Genomic DNA, 18062 nt, shown 5'->3' on the forward strand with positions numbered 1-18062 from the left:
GATCATTGCGGCCTGAAGGTGAAGGTAAGGTTGCGCTGGAACACGCTCTCAAAACCCTTGTAGGGCAAGGTCTTGGTTCGCAGCACCGCATTTTCGACCGAACGTCGGCCGGCATCGTCGTAGGGGCAGCTGGAATCCACGGTGGCACTCAGCACGTCACCGCCGGGTGATTGCACGATATGAACCTGGCACGGAACGCTCGGCATGTTATCCGGCCGCAGCCAGTTCGGCGTGACCGCATTCTGAATGGCTGCTGCATATTCACTGCTCAGGTCGCTGTTCGGACTGTTGTTGCCGGTCTGGCGCTGGGCGGCATTAGGCAGATCGGCCTGAGCGTCGTCCTGGGAGTTCTTCAGGTCTTCCATCTGCTGCTGGGCCTGCTTGACCCTGCTGTCGAGCTTTTTCGTCTGCTGCGCCGCCGCGTCCATTTTCGCGAGCAATTCATCTGCCTTTTTCAGGGCCTCCTTCTGCTTGGCTGCCTGCGCGTCCAGCTCGGACTGGCGCTGGCGCTGCTTCTCTTCCTGCAGCTGCTTGGCCTCGGCCTGCTGCGCCGCGTCCTCGACCACCCGCTCCTGATCCTTCACATCCGGATGCTCGGGCGGTGGCGGCAGGGCTTTCACCTGCGGCGTCTGCGGCGGCGGCACGGGCGGCGGCGGAACCGTGGGCGGTGGCGGCACGGTATTGGGTATGGGCTTGACCTTGACGGCCTTGGGCGGCGGACTGCCGGTCGTGCCGATCAGGGTCGCCTCGATGACTTGCCCCTGCAATTGCAGCGGCTTGGAGCAGGTGATCGGATTCATCCAGGTCGGCAGATGCAGCGCCTCGAAGGCGCTCTCATAGCTGGAACACGGCAGGATCGCGAGGAACAGGAACCCCACGATGCCGATATGCAGGATGGCGGAAAGTACGACCGCCTTCGGCGTCGCCTTACTTTCGTCCATTGGACGCGCTCTTGCCCTGCTCAGGCTGGCCCATCAGGCCCACTTTGGCGACACCGGCCTGCTGCAGGTCGGCCAGCACCTTGAACACGCCGCCATAGCTGCCGCGTTCGTCGCCGCCGACCAGCACGCTGACTTCGGGGTTCTCGCGCACGAAGGCGCCCACCTTGACCTGCAGCGTGTTCTCGTCGACCAGCTCCTTCTTCTCGCCGCTGAGGGTGAGATAAAGCTGGCCGTCCTGCAGGACCGAGACCAGCACCGGATCCTTCTTCTGCTGCAGCGACTTGGCATTGGCCTGCGGCAGCTGCACGTCGACGCTGGAATTCATCATCGGCGTGGTGACCATGAAGATGATAAGCAACACCAGCATCACGTCGATGTACGGCACGACGTTGATTTCGGATTTGAGCTTGTAGCGCTTCTGGCGCCGGGAAGTGGCCATGACTGCTGCTCCGCTCAGGCCACGTCGTCGGTCTGGATCTGCCGCTGCAGCACGGAGGAGAACTCTTCCTGGAACACGTCATAGCGCGAGGCGATGCGCTCGACCTTGGTGGCATAGCGGTTGTACGCCCACTGCGCCGGGATCGCCGCGAACAGGCCCATCGCCGTGGCGATCAGCGCCTCGGAGATGTGCGGCGCGACCACCGCGATGGTCACGTCCTTCATCTCGCCCAGGCCCTGGAACGCGCCCATGATGCCCCACACGGTACCGAACAGACCCACGTACGGACTGATCGAACCGACGTTGGCGAGGAACTCCAGGTTGCGTTCGAGCAGGCCGATCTCGCGCGTGCCGGCTACCTGCATGGCGCGCTCGGAGCCCTCGATCACACTGCGCGTGTCGTGCGTCTTGCGTTGACGCTGGCGCGCGAATTCGCGGAAGCCCGATTCGAAGATGTTCTCGATGCCGCCATTGTTGCCGCCGCGGTTGCTGACCTCGCGGAACAACTGGGCCAGGTCGCCACCGGACCAGAAACGCTCCTCGAACGCCTCGGCATCCTGCAGCGCCGCCTTGGTCTGCGCGTATTTGCGGATGATGATCACCCACGACAGAAACGAGAACACCAGCAACACCAGCAGCACCAGTTGCACCGGCATGCTCGAATCCGCGATCAGCGAGAAAATGTTCAGTCCACCGTTCATTGCTTGAAGGTTCTCCGCCAGTCGGCTTGGTTGTCAGGGTGCAGGTTCGAAAATCAGGTCGGTCGGAATCGGTGCCGCACGCATGCGCTGGATGTCCACGCAAGCCACCCGCACCTGGGCGCGGATCAGGCTAATGCCGTCCGCCCGGGTAATCGTCTGGGTGAACAGGATACTGGCTGCGCGTCGTTCTTTGACTGCCACCGTCACAAACAGTTCATCATCCAGCAGGGCTGGCCCGAGGAAGTCGATCTGCATGTCGCGCACCATGAAGGCCAGCCCCGTCGCCTGCTTGAACGCCGACTGGTCGACGCCTAGCGCACGCATCCATTCACTGCGGGCACGTTCCATGAAACGCAGGTAGCCGGCGTGATAGACCACGCCACCGGCGTCGGTGTCTTCCCAGTACACCCGAACCGGCCAGCTGAAAGGCGGCTTCTGCACGGACTCAGACATCGTCGGCCCCGGCACTGAACAGGTCGGCCGCCTGCGCCTGGCGCGGCGGCGGGGTCAGTCCGAGATGACGCCAGCCCTTGGCACTGACCATGCGGCCACGCGCGGTGCGGATCAGGTAACCCTGCTGGATCAGGTACGGCTCGACCACATCCTCGAGCGTGCCGCGGTCCTCGCTCAACGCGGCGGCCAGCGATTCCACCCCGACCGGGCCGCCGTCGAAATTCTCGATGATCAGGCCGAGCAGACGCCGGTCCAGTTCGTCGAAACCTTCCGGATCGATCTTCAGCATGTCCAGCGCAGCCCGCGCCGCGGTCAGTGTGATCTCGCCACCGGCACGCACCTCGGCGTAATCGCGTACGCGGCGCAGCAGGCGGTTGGCGATACGCGGCGTGCCGCGCGAACGACGGGCGATTTCCTGCGCGCCTTCCGGTGCGCAGACGATGCCGAGGATGCGTGCGGCCCGCCGCACGATCGCGGTGAGCTCCTCAGCGGTATAGAACTCCAGCCGCTGCACAATGCCGAAACGGTCGCGCAGCGGCGCGGTGAGCATGCCGGCGCGGGTGGTCGCGCCGATCAGGGTGAACGGCGGCAGGTCCAGCTTGATCGATCGCGCGGCCGGACCCTCGCCGATCATGATGTCGATCTGGAAATCCTCCATCGCCGGGTACAGCACCTCTTCCACTACCGGCGACAGGCGATGGATCTCGTCGACGAACAGCACGTCGTTCGCCTCGAGGTTGGTCAGCAGTGCGGCGAGGTCGCCGGCACGCTCCAGCACCGGACCGGAGGTGGAGCGCAGATTGACGCCCAGTTCGTTGGCGATGACGTGACTGAGCGTGGTCTTGCCCAGGCCGGGCGGTCCGAAGATCAGCACGTGATCCAGCGCGCCACCGCGCTTCCTGGCTGCCTCGATGTAGATCGACAGCTGTTCGCGCACCGCCTGCTGGCCGAGATACTCAGCCAGCCGTTTCGGACGGATGGTGGCTTCCAGGGCCTCGTCGTCGAGCTGTGCGGCAGCGGTGATGATGCGGTGTTCGGTCATGGGGGGGATTATGGCGGCTTGCGCTTGGGAAATGGAGCAAAAAGGCCGCCGTACCTTCTGTGCCAGGAAAGTGCTTTCCTGGCTCGCCTGGTCGGGGAATGCCCGACCAGGCTCCGTGGGCTGATCGCCAAGGCGATCAGCCCGCGTGCGATCCATCCATGGCTCGCGGTGGATGTCCGATCCGCGAGCGGATCAGATCTCCACCTGCGCGCCCAGCTCGATCAGCCGGTTGCCCGGAATCTGGAAGAACGCCGTGGCCGGCACGGCATTGCGTGCCATGAAAGCGAACAGCTTGTCGCGCCAGAGCACCATGCCGGGACGACGCTTGTCGGCAACGATGTTTTCGCGCGAGAGAAAGAACGTGGTGTCCATCAGGTCGAACGGCAGGCCAGTGCGTGAACACATCGACAGCGCCAACGGGATGTTCGGATCCTCGGCGAAACCGAAACGCAGCTCCAGCCCGAAGAATTCGTTGCCCATGGTTGTGATGTGAATCCGCTCGCCGGCATCGGCGACCGGCGTTTCCAGCATGTCCACTGTCAGCATGACGTTGCGCTCATGCAGCACCTTGTTGTGCTTGAGGTTGTGCAGCAGCGCATGCGGCACCGCATTCTGGTTCGCAGTAAGAAATACCGCCGTACCCGGCACCCGCAGCGGCGGATGCTCGGAGATGTTCTCGATGAACGGCGCCAGCGCCAGGCCACCCTGCTTGATCTCGCGGACCACCAGCTCGCGGCCGCGGCGCCAGGTAGTCATCAGCACGAACACCCCCAGACCCAGTACCAGCGGGAACCAGCCGCCGAATTCGATCTTGATCAGGTTTGCGCCGAGGAAGGACAGGTCGATGGTCAGGAACAGCACGCCCGCCGCCAGCACCGCGATCGGGTGCCAATGCCACTGATAGCGCGCCACCACCAGGGCCAGCAAGGTGGTGATCGTCATGGTGCCGGTCACCGCAATGCCGTAGGCCGCGCTCAGGCTGTCGGAGCTGCGGAACCCGAACACCGCCACCAGCACCATCACCAGCAGGAAACTGTTGACCCACGGCACGAAGATCTGCCCGGACATTTCGCGCGAGGTATGCACCACCTGCATGCGCATCGAGTAGCCCAGCGACATCGCCTCGCGGGTCATCGAGAACGCGCCCGAGATCACTGCCTGCGCGGCGATCACGGCGGCCAGCGTGGCCAGGCCGATCATCGGATACAGCAGTACCTGCGGCACCATCTTGAAGAACGGGTTGTCGATCGCCTCCGGATGGGCAAGCAGCAAGGCGCCCTGGCCGAAATAATTGAGCACCAGAGCCGGCAATACGAAGCTGAACCAGGCCAGCCGGATGGGCTTTTTGCCGAAATGCCCCATGTCGGCGTACAGCGCCTCGGCGCCGGTCAGTGCCAGCACCACACCGCCGAGTGCAATGAACGCCTGCATCCCATGCGTGGAGAAGAAGCGCAAGCCATGGACTGGATTGATCGCCCACAACACCTGCGGATTTTTCGCGATCAGATGCACGCCAAGCAGGGCAATCACGATGAACCAGACCATCATCACCGGCCCGAATACGTTGCCCACGCGTGCCGTGCCGTGACGCTGCATGGCAAACAGGATGAACAGGACCACCGCTGTCACCGGCACCACCCAATGTGCCAGGCCGGGCGCCGCCACCTTCATGCCCTCTACGGCACCCAACACCGTGATGGCCGGCGTGATCACGCCATCGCCATAGAACAGCGAAGCGCCGAAGATGCCGAGGATGGCCAATACCCAGCGCAGTTTCGGCTGCTCGCGCACGCTGCGCTGGGCCAGCGCCATCAACGCCATGATGCCGCCCTCGCCCTTGTTGTCGGCACGCATGATGAACACCACGTATTTCAGCGACACCACCAGGATCTGTGCCCAGAAAATCAGCGAAAGCACGCCATAGATGCTTTCGGGTGTCGGCCTCATTCCGTCATGGCTGAGCGTGGTCTGCAGGGTGTACAGCGGGCTGGTGCCAATATCGCCGTAGACCACGCCGATCGCGCCCACTGCAAGCGCCGCCAGACGCCGCTTGGTTTCGGACTCATTGGTTCCGGGCATGGTTTCCTGACTCACGGACTCAACTCCCGAGTGCGGCGCGCAGCGCCTTGCGAATGATCGTTTCGGCGCTGTCGCCCTCAGCAGCTACCTTCTGCACCAGCCGGGTGACTTCGGCCGGTTTGTAACCCAGCTGTTGCAATGCCACGGTGGCTTCGCCAGCCGCATCGAGCGGCGCTCCGGCACCTTGCATCGTTCCACCGGGCAGCGCCGACAAGCTCTCGAGACGGTCGCGCAACTCCACCACGATGCGTTCCGCGGTCTTCTTGCCGATGCCGGGAATCTTGGTCAGCGCAACCACGTCGCCGGCATGCACCAGTCGCGCAAAGTGATCAGTGGAGACACCGGACAACACCGCCAGCGCGATCTTCGCGCCAATCCCGCTGACCTTCAGCAGGTTGCGGAACAGCATGCGTTCGCTCTCGTGCAGGAAGCCGTACAGCGTCACGCTGTCTTCCTTCACTGCATGATGAGTGAGCAGGATCACTTCCTTGCCGATGCCCGGCAGGTCGTAGATCGTCGACATCGGCGCCTCGACTTCATAGCCGACACCACCGACTTCGACCAGCAGCAAGGGAGGCTGCTTGGCGACCAGGATGCCGCGCAGACGTCCGATCATCGGCGCCGCCTCCAGGCCATGCGCGGAATGCCGACGCGGGCCAGGCTGGCGCGGGTATGCGCATGGGTTACCGCAACCGCCAGCGCATCGGCGGCATCAGCCTGCAACGGTCCCTTGAGACCGAGCAAGACACCGATCATGTGCTGCACCTGGGTCTTGTCGCTGCGACCACTTCCCACCACGGACTGCTTCACTTCGGTTGCTGCATATTCGTGCACCACGATCCCCCGACTGACCACCGCGCAGATCGCGGCGCCGCGCGCCTGCCCCAGCTTCAGCGCCGAATCCGGATTGCGCGCCATGAACACGCGCTCGATCCCGCACTCGGCCGGCTGATGCGCGGCGATGATGTCACACAGTTCGTCAAAGATGCGTTTCAGGCGCAACGGAAACGTGGCCTCGCCAGCGACTGCCAGCGCACCGTGAAAGACATGGGAGAGCCTGCCTGCGTCGTCCACATCGATGATGCCCACGCCAGTACGCTGGCTGCCCGGGTCGATGCCGATGATTCTGGTCATGGAGCGCAGCCCGGCGCGTCGGCAGGCGCACCTGCCGACTGGCGCTTACGAATGGGTTCCAGCCGTCAACGCGGCGTTGTGGTAGATCTCGTGCACATCGTCGAGCTCTTCCAGCCAGTCGATCAGATCGAGCAGGGCTTCCTGCGCCTCGGCGGGAATCGCCACACGATTGGCCGGACGCATCACCACATCGGCACGCGACGGCTTGAGGTTGGTGGCGGCAAGCGCCTGCTGCACCGCCTCGAAGCTTTCCGGCGCACACAGCACGCTGCTCTCGCCCGCTTCGTTGACCACGTCGTCAGCCCCAGCCTCCAGTGCGGCTTCCAGGATCTTTTCCTCCTGTGCACCATCACCGGCCGTGTCGTATACCAGCTCGCCACAGCGGCTGAACTGGAATGCCACCGAGCCGCTGGTACCGAGGTTGCCACCATGCTTGGTCAGCGCATGACGCACGTCGGCCACCGTGCGCACCGGGTTGTCGGTGACGCAGTCGATGATCAGCGCAATGCCCGCCGGACCGTAACCCTCGTAGCGCAGTTCCTGCATGTCGGCGCCGCCGTCGGCACCGGAGCCGCGCTTGATCGCGCGCTCGATGGTGTCCTTGGTCATGTTCGCCGACAGTGCCTTGTCGACTGCCGCACGCAGCCGCGGATTGCCGGCCGGATCAGCCACCCCGGCACGCGTGGCGACCGTGATTTCGCGGATCAGCTTGGTGAACACCTTGGCACGCTTGGCGTCCTCGGCATTCTTGCGACCTTCGATGGACGGGCCTCTACCCATGACAATGCCTGCACTCGGATCAGATGAACGAATCGGGAATTTTACCTGATTTCGGATCGCGTGCCGGGATTCGGCATGGAAGGCAGGCTGCGAACAAACCGCTCAGCCAGCCTCGAAACGGCCCTGGTGCAGGAATCGGGCAACACGCTGCGCCACCTCGGCCGAGAACAGCAGCCCGGTATGGTTGGCCTCGACCACGCAATGGGCAGCCAGGCCAGGCAAGCGGGTTTCCTCCACCGCCACGGTGCCATCATGTTCGCCAGCGAAGTGGCCCAGCATGGCACCGAGGCCGAGCGGCATGCGGCCGGCGATCATGCCGACCTCGCGCGGGCCGTCCCAGCGCTCGAACCCCTGCTGCAGCAACTCGCGGTTATGCCCCAGCAGTACCTCACCCCCACGCCCCCACGCAGCGAATCCGCGTGCCGCCGCGCTGCCCTTCAGCGGCGAGCCCAGACAGACGATACGTCCCGGCGGCAGTTCACCGTCGAGGCAGGCCCGCAAGGCCAGCAGACCGCCGAGGCTGTGGCCGACCAGATGCACGGCATTGGCCTCCAAGGCCAATCCTGTCATGCGTACCTGCAATCGATCGAGGATGCGCTGCTGGGTCGCCGCCACGCTCAGATAGTCGAAGCGGTGCACGCGAAAGCCCGCCTCGATCAGCCGACGATGCAGCATCGACAGCGCGAAACCGCGCATCCACAGGCCATGCAGCAGGATCACATGATCAGTCATGACGCGCATGAGGCCTGACGCGAAGTGGAAGAAATGACAATGCCGCCACCGGCAGCTGCATTCGCAAGGCTGATCCGGCGCCGACCACGTCGCTCGTCGACCGCGTCACTGCGCAAACTCAGGGGCCGACCGTCGCGCTGCCCAGTACCTGCACATGCAGTTCCTTCAATTGCACCGCGGGGATCGGCGATGGCGCATCAGTCATCAGATCCTGCGCGCTGGTGGTCTTGGGGAACGCGATCACGTCACGGATCGATTCGGTACCAGCCATCAGCGCAGCGATGCGGTCGATGCCGAACGCCAGTCCACCATGCGGCGGCGCGCCGAACTTGAGCGCCTTCAACAAGAACCCGAACTTCGCCTCGGCCTCGTCCGCGCCGATACCGAGCAGCTCGAACACCGCGCTCTGCATCTCCGGCCGATGGATGCGGATCGAACCGCCGCCGATCTCGTTGCCGTTGAGCACCATGTCGTAACCGCGGCTCACCGCATTCGCGGCGTTCGCACGCAGATCGGCGACGTCGTCGATCTTCGGCGCGGTGAACGGGTGATGCAGGGCGACGAAGCGCTGCTCCTCCGCGTCGTATTCGAACATCGGGAAGTCGGTGACCCACAACGGTTTCCAGCTGTCCTCGACCAGGCCGCAATCCTTGGCGACCTTGAGGCGCAGCGCGCCCATGAAGTCGGTAACGGTCTTCCAGGTGCCGGCACCGAAGAACACGAGATCGCCGGTCTGTGCGCCGGTCGCCTTGAGCACGCCGCCCAGCGCCGCGTCATCGAGAAACTTCGCCACCGGCGAATTGATCCCATCGCGCCCCTTGGCCAGATCCTCGACCTTGAGCCAGGCCAGGCCTTTGGCGCCGTAACGCGACACGTATTCGGTCAGCCCGTCGATATCCTTGCGGCTCAACGAGCTGCCGCCTGGCACGCGCAGCGCAGCGACGCGACCGTTCGGATCATTCGCCGGCCCGGCGAATACCTTGAACTCGACATGCTTCAGCACATCGGCCACATCGACCAGTTCCAGCGCAATGCGCAGATCGGGCTTGTCCGAACCGAAGCGACGCATCGCCTCGGCCCAGGTCATGCGCGGGAAGACCGCATCGAGTTCGACACCCTGTACTTCCTTGAACACGTGGCGGATCAATTCCTCCACGAAGTCCTGCACGTCCTGTTCCTCGACGAAGGCGAATTCGAGATCGAGCTGGGTGAACTCCGGCTGGCGGTCGGCGCGCAGGTCCTCGTCGCGGAAGCAGCGTGCAATCTGATAGTAGCGGTCGAAACCGGCCATCATCAGGATCTGCTTGAACAGCTGCGGCGACTGCGGCAACGCATAGAACTGGCCCGGGTGCACGCGGCTCGGCACCAGGTAGTCGCGCGCGCCTTCCGGCGTCGCCTTGGTCAGGATCGGCGTCTCGACGTCCTGGAAACCACGCTCGTCGAGATAACGACGCAATGCCTGCACCAGCTTGATGCGCTTGCGCATCATCGCCTGCATCTCCGGACGGCGCAGGTCGAGGTAGCGGTAGGTCATCCGCATGTCCTCGTTCGGGCTCTCGTGCAGCGCGAACGGCAGATCCTTTGCGGCATTGAGGATCTCGACCGTATCGGCCAGCAGCTCGACCGTGCCGGTCTTCAGCTTGTCGTTGACCGACAGGCGCCTGCGCAGCGTGCCGGTGACGCGCAGACAGTATTCATTGCCGATCTCGCCGGCCACGGCAAACGCCGCCGCGTTGTCGCGCTCGATCACCACCTGGGCCAGGCCTTCGTGGTCACGCAGATCGACGAAAGCAACATGGGCCTGCAGCCGGATCTTGTTGACCCAACCGCACAGGGTAACGGTCTGGTCGACCAGGGACTCGTCAATGAGGCCGCAGTAATGCGTGCGCATGCGCTTGAAACTCCGGGCCGCAGGGCGGCTGAAACAGATGGAAAAGACCCGGAATCTTACCACTGCACCGCATGGCCGGGCTGTCCCGGTCCCGGCAATGCCCCGCTCAGTCGCCGCTGGTGGCCTTGCTTGCTGGCGCAGCGGGCGCCGGAGCCGGTGTCGCCGCAACCGGCGCAGCGGCCGCAGTTTCGCTCGCAGCGGGCTTGTCGCTGGCGGCTCCATCGGCCAGGTTGCGCTTCTTGTCGCCCTCTTTCTTGAAGTCGGTCTCGTACCAGCCGCTGCCAGCCAGGCGGAACGACGGTGCACTGACCCGACGCCGCAACTGCGGCGCATCACAGGCCGGACAGATCGACGGATCGGTGTCGGACAACTTCTGCAGGCGGTCAAATCGGTGACCGCAACTGTTGCATTCAAATTCGTAGATGGGCACGGGGCTCCTCGCTTGCCAGCCCTGCCTCAAGGCGGCAGCGGGCCATTATCGGCCCATCCGCCAGGATTTCAACGTGTGATCGGTTGCATGGACACCTTCGTCGCCATCTATCAGCCTGAAGACACGAGGTGAAGCCGTACACCCGTCATCACCCGAGGGAATATCCACATTACTTTGTGTTTGAACATGTTTGGACGTCTAAACGTCTATTGACACCAGTGAAGCACACCACTAGTCTGAATTTGTCGCATTGCAACAAACCACAATAAGGGGAACACCCATGAGCAAGCGTTTCCAGACTGCCCTCTCGACTTCGCTGACGGCCGCCGTGCTGTTCGCATTGGCAAGCACTGTTGCCAGCGCACAGGACACCGCCTCGTCGACTACGCCTGCCGCCCCCAGCAAGGCGAAGAACCTGAGCGAAGTGATCGTCACCGGCACGCGCTCGGACAGCCGTACCGAAAGCAGCTCACTCACACCGGTCGACGTGGTCTCGGCCAAGGTGCTGCAGCAGACCGGCACCAACGACCTGCCCACGGCGCTCGCCCGCATCATCCCGTCACTGAACTTCCCGCGCCCCGCCGCGGCCGATACGGCGGACACGCAACGCCCGGCGCAGTTGCGCGGGTTGTCGCCGGATCAGGTGCTGGTGCTGGTGAACGGCAAGCGCTGGCATCCCGGCGCGATCCTGCTGAACAACGGCGTGATCGGGCGCGGCTCGCAGTCGGTGGACCTCAATACCATCCCGCTGTCGGCCATCGATCACATCGAAGTCCTGCGCGACGGCGCGTCGGCACAGTACGGTTCCGACGCCATCGCCGGCGTCATCAACATCATCCTGAAGAAGGGCGCGAAGGGAGGCGACATCGAGCTCACCGGCGGCCAGTATTCCGCCGGCGACGGCCGCCAATGGCAGGGCTCGGCCAACTTCGGCATCCCGCTGAGCGACGACAAGGGCTGGCTGCGCCTCACCATGCAGAGCGGCAACGAGGATTACACCAATCGCGCGGGGCCGGACACCCGCCCCGGCTTCGGCGGTCTTGGCGTGAACTTCCGCCAGGGCGACCCGGCGGTGCATGACACCAACGTGCTGCTCAACACGCAGTACGACATCACACCCGATGTGCAGTTCTACGCATTCGGTCATTACGGCCGCCGCCAAAGCACGTCGCCGGCATTTTTCCGCTATGGCATCAATTCACCGAAACCGAACAATCCTCTGATCGGCGAGGTTTATCCCGACGGTTTCCTGCCGCTTGAGCACGCCGACTCCACCGACCAATCCCTCGTCGCGGGCCTGCGCGGCACGGTCGACGGCTGGCGCTGGGATCTGAGCGGCAACTATGGCGGCAACCGCGTCTCCTATGAAACGCAGCACAGCCTCAACTACGCCTACCTGCACGACTTCGGAACCACACCGACCACGTTCGACGATGGACTGCTGTACGCCACGCAGCAAAGCGTCGACCTCGACATCGCCAAGGATGTCCCGGTCAGCTGGTTGCCCAATCCGGTCACGGTGGCGTTCGGTGCGGAATACCTGCGCCAGACCTACGAAATCCAGGCCGGCTCGTTGCCGTCCTGGTACGTCGGCACATCCGGCGTCTCGGGAGGCGCGCAGGGATTCGCCGGCTGGCAGCCCTCAAACGCGATCGATGCGTCGCGCCAGGACGTCGCCGAATATCTCGACCTGGAAACCAATCTGACCGACAAGCTTGGCGTCTCGGCGGCGGTGCGGCATGAGCATTACAACGATTTCGGCGACACCACATCGGGCTCGCTGGCTGGCCGCTTCGACTTCACCGACACGTTTGCCATCCGCGCCAGCGCCTCGACCGGCTTCCGGGCGCCTTCGCTGGGCCAGGAATACTTTTCGCAGACGTCCTCGCTGTTTTTCGCCAACGGCAATTCGGCGGGCCTGCCGGCCGGCATCTACAACTCGGGTCTGGTGCCGGTGGGCAGCCAGATCGCGCGCCTGCTCGGCGCGGAGCCGCTGAAGCCGGAGAAGTCGAGGAACTTCACCCTGGGCACGGTCTGGAATCCCACCGATGCGCTCAGCCTCAGCCTGGACGTGTACCAGATCAACATCCAGAACCGCATCGCCCTCTCCGGCGCGATCTCGACCACCTCGCCGACCGTGGTCAGCTACCTGGCGGCCAACGGCATCAGCAACCTCAACTACAGCAGCATCGACTACTTCACCAACGCCGCGAACACACGCACGCGCGGCATCGACATCGTGGGCACCTACCTGGCCGACCTGGGCAGCGCGGGCACCCTCGCCACCACGCTGAGTGCCAACTACAACCAGAACGTGGTCACCAGCGTCAAACCCAACCCGGCGGTATTGACCGACCTGGGCATCAATTTCGTCCGCCTGAACCGCCAGGACATCAAGGGCTACCTGGCCAATTCGAGTCCGCGCAGCAAACTCATCCTCAGCGAGCAGTACAACGTCGGAAACTGGGGAGTGACGGGCACGCTGACCCGCTACGGCAGCTACACCAGCTATGTCAGCAGTCTGGCCAGCTACAACGCAGCCACCGGCGTGGTCGACCAGACCTTCACGCCCAAATGGATTCTCGATCTGGCGGTGAACTACAACCTGCGCAACTGGACGTTCACGGTGGGTGCGGATGACGCACTCAACACCTATCCCGACAAGAACATTCCCAACAACACCAACAACGGTACGCTGCCCTATTCCACGTTCTCTCCATTCGGCTACAACGGCGCCTACGTGTACGGCAAGGTGCGCTACAGCTGGTGACCTCAACAGTCACCTGATCGACCACAGGAATCCCGGCGCAAGCCGGGATTCCTGTGTCTGCCGGACAAGATTGCTGCCGGATGAGGTCAGCCCTGGTGGAATACCAGGTGGCCGCCGGCAGCATCCACCTTGATCACGGCGCCGGCCACATAACGCCCTTCGAGGATTTCCCGCGCCAGCGGATTCTCCAGTTGCTGCTGGATCGCACGCTTCAGCGGCCGCGCCCCGTAGACCGGATCGAAGCCGACGTTGCCGAGCAACGCCAGCGCCCCGTCGCTGACTTCCATCTTCAGCTGGCGCTCGGCCAGGCGCTTCTCCAGATACGCCAGCTGGATCCGGGCGATGGCACGGATCTGCGCCTTGTCGAGCGGACGGAACACCACCAGTTCGTCGAGCCGGTTGATGAACTCGGGACGGAAGTGCGCCTGCACCACGCCGAGCACCGACGCCTTCATCTGCGTGTACTGCTCCTCGGCATCGCTACCTTCGCTGTTCTCGGACGCGTCCTGGATCATCTGCGAGCCGAGGTTCGAGGTCATCACGATCACGGTGTTGCGGAAATCCACCGTGCGGCCCTGTCCGTCGGTGAGGCGGCCATCGTCCAGCACCTGCAGCAGGATGTTGAACACATCCGGATGCGCCTTTTCGACCTCGTCCAGCAGGATCACGCTGTATGGCCGGCGGCGTACTGCCTCGGTGAGATAGCCACCTTCCTCGTAACCGACGTAGCCCGGCGGCGCACCGACCAGCCGGCTCACCGAGTGCTTTTCCATGAACTCGCTCATGTCGATACGCACCATCGCATCGGTGGTGTCGAACATGAACTCGGCCAGCGCCTTGCACAACTCGGTCTTGCCCACGCCGGTGGGGCCGAGGAACAGGAATGAACCATTCGGCCGGTTCGGATCGGACAGGCCGGCGCGGGAACGACGGATCGCATCCGACACCGCGCGCACTGCCTCGTCCTGGCCGACCACGCGCTTGTGCAACGCTTCTTCCATGTGCAGCAGCTTGTCGCGCTCGCCTTCCAGCATCTTGCTGACCGGAATGCCGGTCCAGCGCGAGACCACTTCGGCGATCTCCTCGTCGGTAACCTTGTCCTGCACCAGGGTGAAGTCCTGCTTCTCGGCAGCCTGCGCGGCCGCGAGCTGCTTTTCCAGTTCCGGCAGCCGGCCGTATTGGATCTCGCTCATCTTCGCGTAGTCCTGCCGGCGCTGGGCCGCTTCCAGTTCCAGCCGCGCCTGCTCGATCTGCTCTTTCACCCTGGTCGTGCCCTGCAGCGCGGCCTTTTCGGATTTCCAGATCTCGTCGAGATCGGAGAACTCGCGCTCGAGTTTCCCGATATCGGACTCCAGGTCGGCAAGACGCTGCTTGCTGGCCTCGTCCTTCTCCTTCTTCAGCATCTCGCGCTGGATCTTCAGCTGGATCAAACGGCGCTCGAGGCGATCGAGTTCTTCCGGCTTGGAATCGATTTCCATGCGGATGCGCGAAGCCGCCTCGTCCATCAGGTCGATCGCCTTGTCAGGCAGCTGGCGATCGGTGATGTAGCGGTTCGAAAGCGTGGCGGCGGCGACGATGGCCGGGTCGGTGATCTCCACGCCATGATGCACCGCATAGCGCTCCTTCAGCCCGCGCAGGATCGCGATGGTGTCCTCGACCGACGGCTCGCCCACGAACACTTTCTGGAAGCGGCGCTCCAGCGCGGCATCCTTCTCGATATACTTGCGGTACTCGTCCAGCGTGGTGGCGCCGATGCAGTGCAGCTCGCCGCGCGCCAGCGCCGGCTTGAGCATGTTGCCGGCATCCATCGCGCCATCGGCCTTGCCCGCACCGACCATGGTGTGCAGCTCGTCGATGAACAGGATCACCCGGCCTTCCTGCTTGGACAGGTCGTTGAGCACGGCCTTCAGGCGCTCCTCGAATTCGCCGCGGAACTTCGCACCGGCAATCAGCGCGCCCATGTCCAGTGCCAGCACGCGACGGCCGCGCAAGCCCTCGGGCACTTCGTCCTTGATGATGCGCTGGGCCAGCCCTTCGACGATCGCGGTCTTGCCCACGCCGGGCTCGCCGATCAGCACCGGATTGTTCTTGGTGCGGCGCTGAAGTACCTGGATGGTGCGACGGATTTCCTCGTCGCGACCGATCACCGGATCGAGCTTGCCGGACTCGGCGCGCGCAGTCAGGTCGATACAGTATTTCTCCAGCGCCTGGCGTTGTTCCTCGGCGTTCTCGCTCTGCACCTTCTCGCCGCCACGCAGCTTGTCGATCGCCGCTTCGAGATTCGACTTGGTCGCACCGGCCGCCTTCAACGCCGCGCCAAGTTCACCCTTGTCGTCCAGCGCCGCCAGCACGAACAGTTCGCTGGCGATGAACTGGTCGCCACGCTGCTGCGCCAGCTTGTCGGTGAGGTTGAGCAAGCGGGTCAGCTCGTTGCCGGCGTGGATATTGCCTTCCTGCCCGCTGACCTTCGGCAAGCGTTCCAGCATGTCGTTGACACGCTGTCGCAGCGCCGGCACGTTGACCTGCGCCTGGGTCAGCAAGGGCCCCGTCGAACCACCCTGCTGATCGAGCAGCGCGGCCATCACATGCGCCGGTTCAAGCATGTTGTTGTCGCGACCCACGGCCAGCGACTGCGCGTCGGCCAGCGATTGCTGGAAACGCGAGGTGAGTTTGTCCATCCGCATATCGTGATCCCCGCAAGAGGTAAAGGATTTGGCGGACTTGCCGCCACTGCCCGGTTAGATGCGGACAACGGCAGGTGATTCAAGCGACATGGCATGCGAATGCCGCGTCAAGGCCCCGGCGAGCGATCAGCTGTCGGCCAGCCAGATCAGGCTGGCAAAACGGCCACTGCGCGCACCGTCGCGACGGTACGAATAGAAGCGCGTATCACTGAATGTATCGAAGCCGCCGCCGTGGATCCGCGTCACGCCCGCCGCCATCAGCCGCCGCCGTGCCAGCCCGGCCAGGTCGCACCGCCAGTGACCGGGCCTGGTCGGCATGAAGCATGCCGCGGCCATCGCGTCGTTTGCCACAAACGCGACACGCACTTCCTCGCCCACCTCGTATGAAGCCTCGCCGATACATGGTCCCAGCCACGCCAACAGCCGCTCACGCGGCGAATGCAGCTGGGTCAGGGTTGCCTCCAGCACGCCGGTGGCGAGGCCGCGCCAGCCGGCATGTGCAACGCCGATCTCGCTGCCATCGTCGGCGCAAAACAGTACGGGCAGGCAATCCGCCGTGAGGATCGACAGCACGGTACCGGGGATATGCGATACCGCCGCATCCGCCTGCGGCTCGTCCGAGCTGGGCAACGGCCCCAGCTCGGCCACGCTGATGCCGTGCACCTGATGCAGCCAGCGTGGCGCTGCCGGCAGCGCCAGCGCCTGCTGCAATGCGCTGCGGTTGGCCGCCACCGCATCGGCCATGTCACCGCTGCGCTGGCCCAGATTGAAACGCTCGAACGGCGATGCCGAGATGCCCGGCCCTTGCCGGGTGGTGATGGCAGCGTGGACACGCGATGGAGCCGGCCAGTCGGGAAAGATCCAGGTGTCGGTCATGGCGTTGCCCGGAATCGGATGGGGGACGGGGAATCATCCAAGCTTAAACGAAGGCTGCCGGCGGACGGACAAATCACCGGCCAGCCGGTGATTCAATAATCATCCGGGCCATGTTCGAGCAGATCCGTACGCAATGCCTCGATCAGCACCAGCTGGTCGGCCGGACGTTCGGCACTGAACGAGAGCAGCTCGCCGCTGACCGGATGCTCGAACGACAATCGCTCTGCATGCAGCGCCTGGCGCCGGAAACTGCGCAGCGCGGCGATCAGCCCGGGCGTGGCGCCCTTGGGCAGCTTCAGGCCACCGCCATACAGCGGATCGCCGATCAGCGGATGCCCGATATGCGCCAGATGCACGCGGATCTGGTGCGTGCGGCCGGTTTCCAGCTGGCATTGCAGCAGGCTGTGTGCACGGAAGCGTTCGCGCAGCCGGTAATGCGTCACCGCACGCTTGCCATCCTCCTCGTCGCGCACCGCCTGACGCAAGCGATCGCCCATGCTGCGGCCGATCGGCGCATCCACCGTGCCTCCAGCCACCAGGGTGCCCAGCACCACCGCCTCGTACTGACGCTCGACCTCGTGACGCGACAGCATGTCCACCAGGGCGGTCACCGCCGGCAGCGATTTGGCCACCACCATCAGACCGGATGTGTCCTTGTCCAGTCGGTGCACGATACCGGCACGCGGCAGCTCGGCCAGCCTCGGATCATGGTGCAGCAAGGCATTGAGCAGGGTGCCCGCCGGGTTGCCGGCGCCTGGATGCACTACCAGCCCGGCGGGCTTGTCCAGCACCAGCAGATGCTCGTCCTCGTGCACGATGGCCAGTGCAATGGCCTCCGGCGCACTGCTCAACTCGGCCTCCAGCTCGACCTGCAGCCGCACCAGCTCGCCACCGCGCAGCAACTGGCGCGGTGGCGCCACCGCACCATCCAGGGTCACCGCCCCTGACTTGATCCAGCCGCTGAGCCGCGACCGCGAATAGTCGGGGAACATCTCGGCCAAAGCCTGGTCGAACCTGCGTCCTGCTGCGCCCAACGGCACCGCGGCCTCATGCCGGATGGTGGTCATGCCGGCACCCGCGGGTGATGGGCGGTTTCGGCTATCATGCCTT

At 64.3% G+C, this 18062-nt stretch carries 16 protein-coding genes; 1 reads left to right on the forward strand and 15 read right to left on the reverse strand.

The genetic code is table 11. The annotated features are described in order from the left end of the window. Nucleotides 1-2: 2 nt before the first annotated feature. From tolA to ACYVKM_RS01460, 12 genes are all read right to left on the reverse strand, one after another. Nucleotides 3-941 carry a cell envelope integrity protein TolA gene (gene tolA / locus ACYVKM_RS01405; protein ID WP_460875203.1) on the reverse strand — a complete coding sequence of 313 codons (939 nt, stop codon included), beginning with the start codon at nucleotides 939-941 and terminating at the stop codon, nucleotides 3-5. Next, nucleotides 928-1380: a protein TolR gene (tolR, locus tag ACYVKM_RS01410; RefSeq protein ID WP_460875204.1), complete on the reverse strand. Its 453-nt coding sequence runs from the start codon at nucleotides 1378-1380 to the stop codon at nucleotides 928-930. The genes tolA and tolR overlap by 14 nt, the downstream gene beginning before the upstream one ends. A 14-nt stretch (nucleotides 1381-1394) precedes the next feature. Beyond that, nucleotides 1395-2081, reverse strand: a complete 687-nt coding sequence (gene tolQ, locus ACYVKM_RS01415) for a protein TolQ (RefSeq protein ID WP_460875205.1) — start codon at nucleotides 2079-2081, stop codon at nucleotides 1395-1397. Nucleotides 2082-2114: 33 nt separating this feature from the next. Then, nucleotides 2115-2534: a tol-pal system-associated acyl-CoA thioesterase gene (gene ybgC / locus ACYVKM_RS01420; protein WP_460875206.1), complete on the reverse strand. Its 420-nt coding sequence runs from the start codon at nucleotides 2532-2534 to the stop codon at nucleotides 2115-2117. Then, nucleotides 2527-3576 carry a Holliday junction branch migration DNA helicase RuvB gene (gene ruvB / locus ACYVKM_RS01425; RefSeq protein ID WP_460875207.1) on the reverse strand — a complete coding sequence of 350 codons (1050 nt, stop codon included), beginning with the start codon at nucleotides 3574-3576 and terminating at the stop codon, nucleotides 2527-2529. The genes ybgC and ruvB overlap by 8 nt, the downstream gene beginning before the upstream one ends. A 192-nt stretch (nucleotides 3577-3768) precedes the next feature. After that, complete coding sequence (locus tag ACYVKM_RS01430) at nucleotides 3769-5655, reverse strand: potassium transporter Kup (RefSeq protein ID WP_460876478.1); 1887 nt, start codon at nucleotides 5653-5655, stop codon at nucleotides 3769-3771. A 19-nt stretch (nucleotides 5656-5674) separates the two neighbouring features. After that, nucleotides 5675-6271 carry a Holliday junction branch migration protein RuvA gene (ruvA, locus tag ACYVKM_RS01435; protein ID WP_460875208.1) on the reverse strand — a complete coding sequence of 199 codons (597 nt, stop codon included), beginning with the start codon at nucleotides 6269-6271 and terminating at the stop codon, nucleotides 5675-5677. Further along, entirely contained in the window at nucleotides 6268-6789 is a 522-nt protein-coding gene (ruvC, locus tag ACYVKM_RS01440) for a crossover junction endodeoxyribonuclease RuvC (RefSeq protein ID WP_460875209.1), read from the reverse strand. The genes ruvA and ruvC overlap by 4 nt, the downstream gene beginning before the upstream one ends. Nucleotides 6790-6834: 45 nt before the next feature. Next, nucleotides 6835-7569, reverse strand: coding sequence for a YebC/PmpR family DNA-binding transcriptional regulator (locus tag ACYVKM_RS01445; RefSeq protein ID WP_460875210.1), 735 nt, complete (start codon nucleotides 7567-7569; stop codon nucleotides 6835-6837). Between the two features lie 102 nt (nucleotides 7570-7671). After that, nucleotides 7672-8301 (reverse strand): alpha/beta fold hydrolase, encoded by a 630-nt coding sequence (locus ACYVKM_RS01450; RefSeq protein WP_460875211.1) that lies wholly within the window; start codon nucleotides 8299-8301, stop codon nucleotides 7672-7674. 118 nt (nucleotides 8302-8419) lie between these two features. Continuing rightward, a complete protein-coding gene (aspS, locus tag ACYVKM_RS01455) occupies nucleotides 8420-10192 on the reverse strand; it encodes an aspartate--tRNA ligase (RefSeq protein WP_460875212.1) in 1773 nt (590 codons plus the stop codon). A gap of 106 nt (nucleotides 10193-10298) precedes the next feature. After that, a complete protein-coding gene (locus ACYVKM_RS01460) occupies nucleotides 10299-10622 on the reverse strand; it encodes an FmdB family zinc ribbon protein (RefSeq protein WP_460875213.1) in 324 nt (107 codons plus the stop codon). Nucleotides 10623-10902: 280 nt separating this feature from the next. Here ACYVKM_RS01460 and ACYVKM_RS01465 point away from each other — a divergent pair, with 280 nt between their 5' ends. Further along, nucleotides 10903-13392, forward strand: a complete 2490-nt coding sequence (locus tag ACYVKM_RS01465) for a TonB-dependent receptor plug domain-containing protein (protein ID WP_460875214.1) — start codon at nucleotides 10903-10905, stop codon at nucleotides 13390-13392. 86 nt (nucleotides 13393-13478) lie between these two features. Here ACYVKM_RS01465 and clpB read toward each other — a convergent pair whose 3' ends face one another. From clpB to rluD, 3 genes are all read right to left on the reverse strand, one after another. Continuing rightward, entirely contained in the window at nucleotides 13479-16076 is a 2598-nt protein-coding gene (clpB, locus tag ACYVKM_RS01470) for an ATP-dependent chaperone ClpB (protein WP_460875215.1), read from the reverse strand. Nucleotides 16077-16202: 126 nt separating this feature from the next. After that, nucleotides 16203-16952 (reverse strand): peptidoglycan editing factor PgeF, encoded by a 750-nt coding sequence (gene pgeF / locus ACYVKM_RS01475; RefSeq protein WP_460875216.1) that lies wholly within the window; start codon nucleotides 16950-16952, stop codon nucleotides 16203-16205. A 92-nt stretch (nucleotides 16953-17044) separates the two neighbouring features. Beyond that, a complete protein-coding gene (gene rluD / locus ACYVKM_RS01480) occupies nucleotides 17045-18019 on the reverse strand; it encodes a 23S rRNA pseudouridine(1911/1915/1917) synthase RluD (RefSeq protein WP_460875217.1) in 975 nt (324 codons plus the stop codon). Nucleotides 18020-18062: the final 43 nt, after the last annotated feature.

The organism is Rhodanobacter koreensis, assembly GCF_054782855.1.

Bases quoted from the DNA above. Each gene is read 5' to 3' on its own strand.
- ruvC (WP_460875209.1), bottom strand. From the start codon at position 6,789: ATGACCAGAATCATCGGCATCGACCCGGGCAGCCAGCGTACTGGCGTG.
- ruvB (WP_460875207.1), bottom strand. From the start codon at position 3,576: ATGACCGAACACCGCATCATCACCGCTGCCGCACAGCTCGACGACGAG.
- clpB (WP_460875215.1), bottom strand. From the start codon at position 16,076: ATGCGGATGGACAAACTCACCTCGCGTTTCCAGCAATCGCTGGCCGAC.
- ACYVKM_RS01450 (WP_460875211.1), bottom strand. From the start codon at position 8,301: ATGACTGATCATGTGATCCTGCTGCATGGCCTGTGGATGCGCGGTTTC.
- aspS (WP_460875212.1), bottom strand. From the start codon at position 10,192: ATGCGCACGCATTACTGCGGCCTCATTGACGAGTCCCTGGTCGACCAG.
- ACYVKM_RS01430 (WP_460876478.1), bottom strand. From the start codon at position 5,655: ATGCCCGGAACCAATGAGTCCGAAACCAAGCGGCGTCTGGCGGCGCTT.
- tolA (WP_460875203.1), bottom strand. From the start codon at position 941: ATGGACGAAAGTAAGGCGACGCCGAAGGCGGTCGTACTTTCCGCCATC.
- ybgC (WP_460875206.1), bottom strand. From the start codon at position 2,534: ATGTCTGAGTCCGTGCAGAAGCCGCCTTTCAGCTGGCCGGTTCGGGTG.
- rluD (WP_460875217.1), bottom strand. From the start codon at position 18,019: ATGACCACCATCCGGCATGAGGCCGCGGTGCCGTTGGGCGCAGCAGGA.
- ACYVKM_RS01445 (WP_460875210.1), bottom strand. From the start codon at position 7,569: ATGGGTAGAGGCCCGTCCATCGAAGGTCGCAAGAATGCCGAGGACGCC.
- tolQ (WP_460875205.1), bottom strand. From the start codon at position 2,081: ATGAACGGTGGACTGAACATTTTCTCGCTGATCGCGGATTCGAGCATG.
- pgeF (WP_460875216.1), bottom strand. From the start codon at position 16,952: ATGACCGACACCTGGATCTTTCCCGACTGGCCGGCTCCATCGCGTGTC.
- tolR (WP_460875204.1), bottom strand. From the start codon at position 1,380: ATGGCCACTTCCCGGCGCCAGAAGCGCTACAAGCTCAAATCCGAAATC.
- ruvA (WP_460875208.1), bottom strand. From the start codon at position 6,271: ATGATCGGACGTCTGCGCGGCATCCTGGTCGCCAAGCAGCCTCCCTTG.
- ACYVKM_RS01465 (WP_460875214.1), top strand. From the start codon at position 10,903: ATGAGCAAGCGTTTCCAGACTGCCCTCTCGACTTCGCTGACGGCCGCC.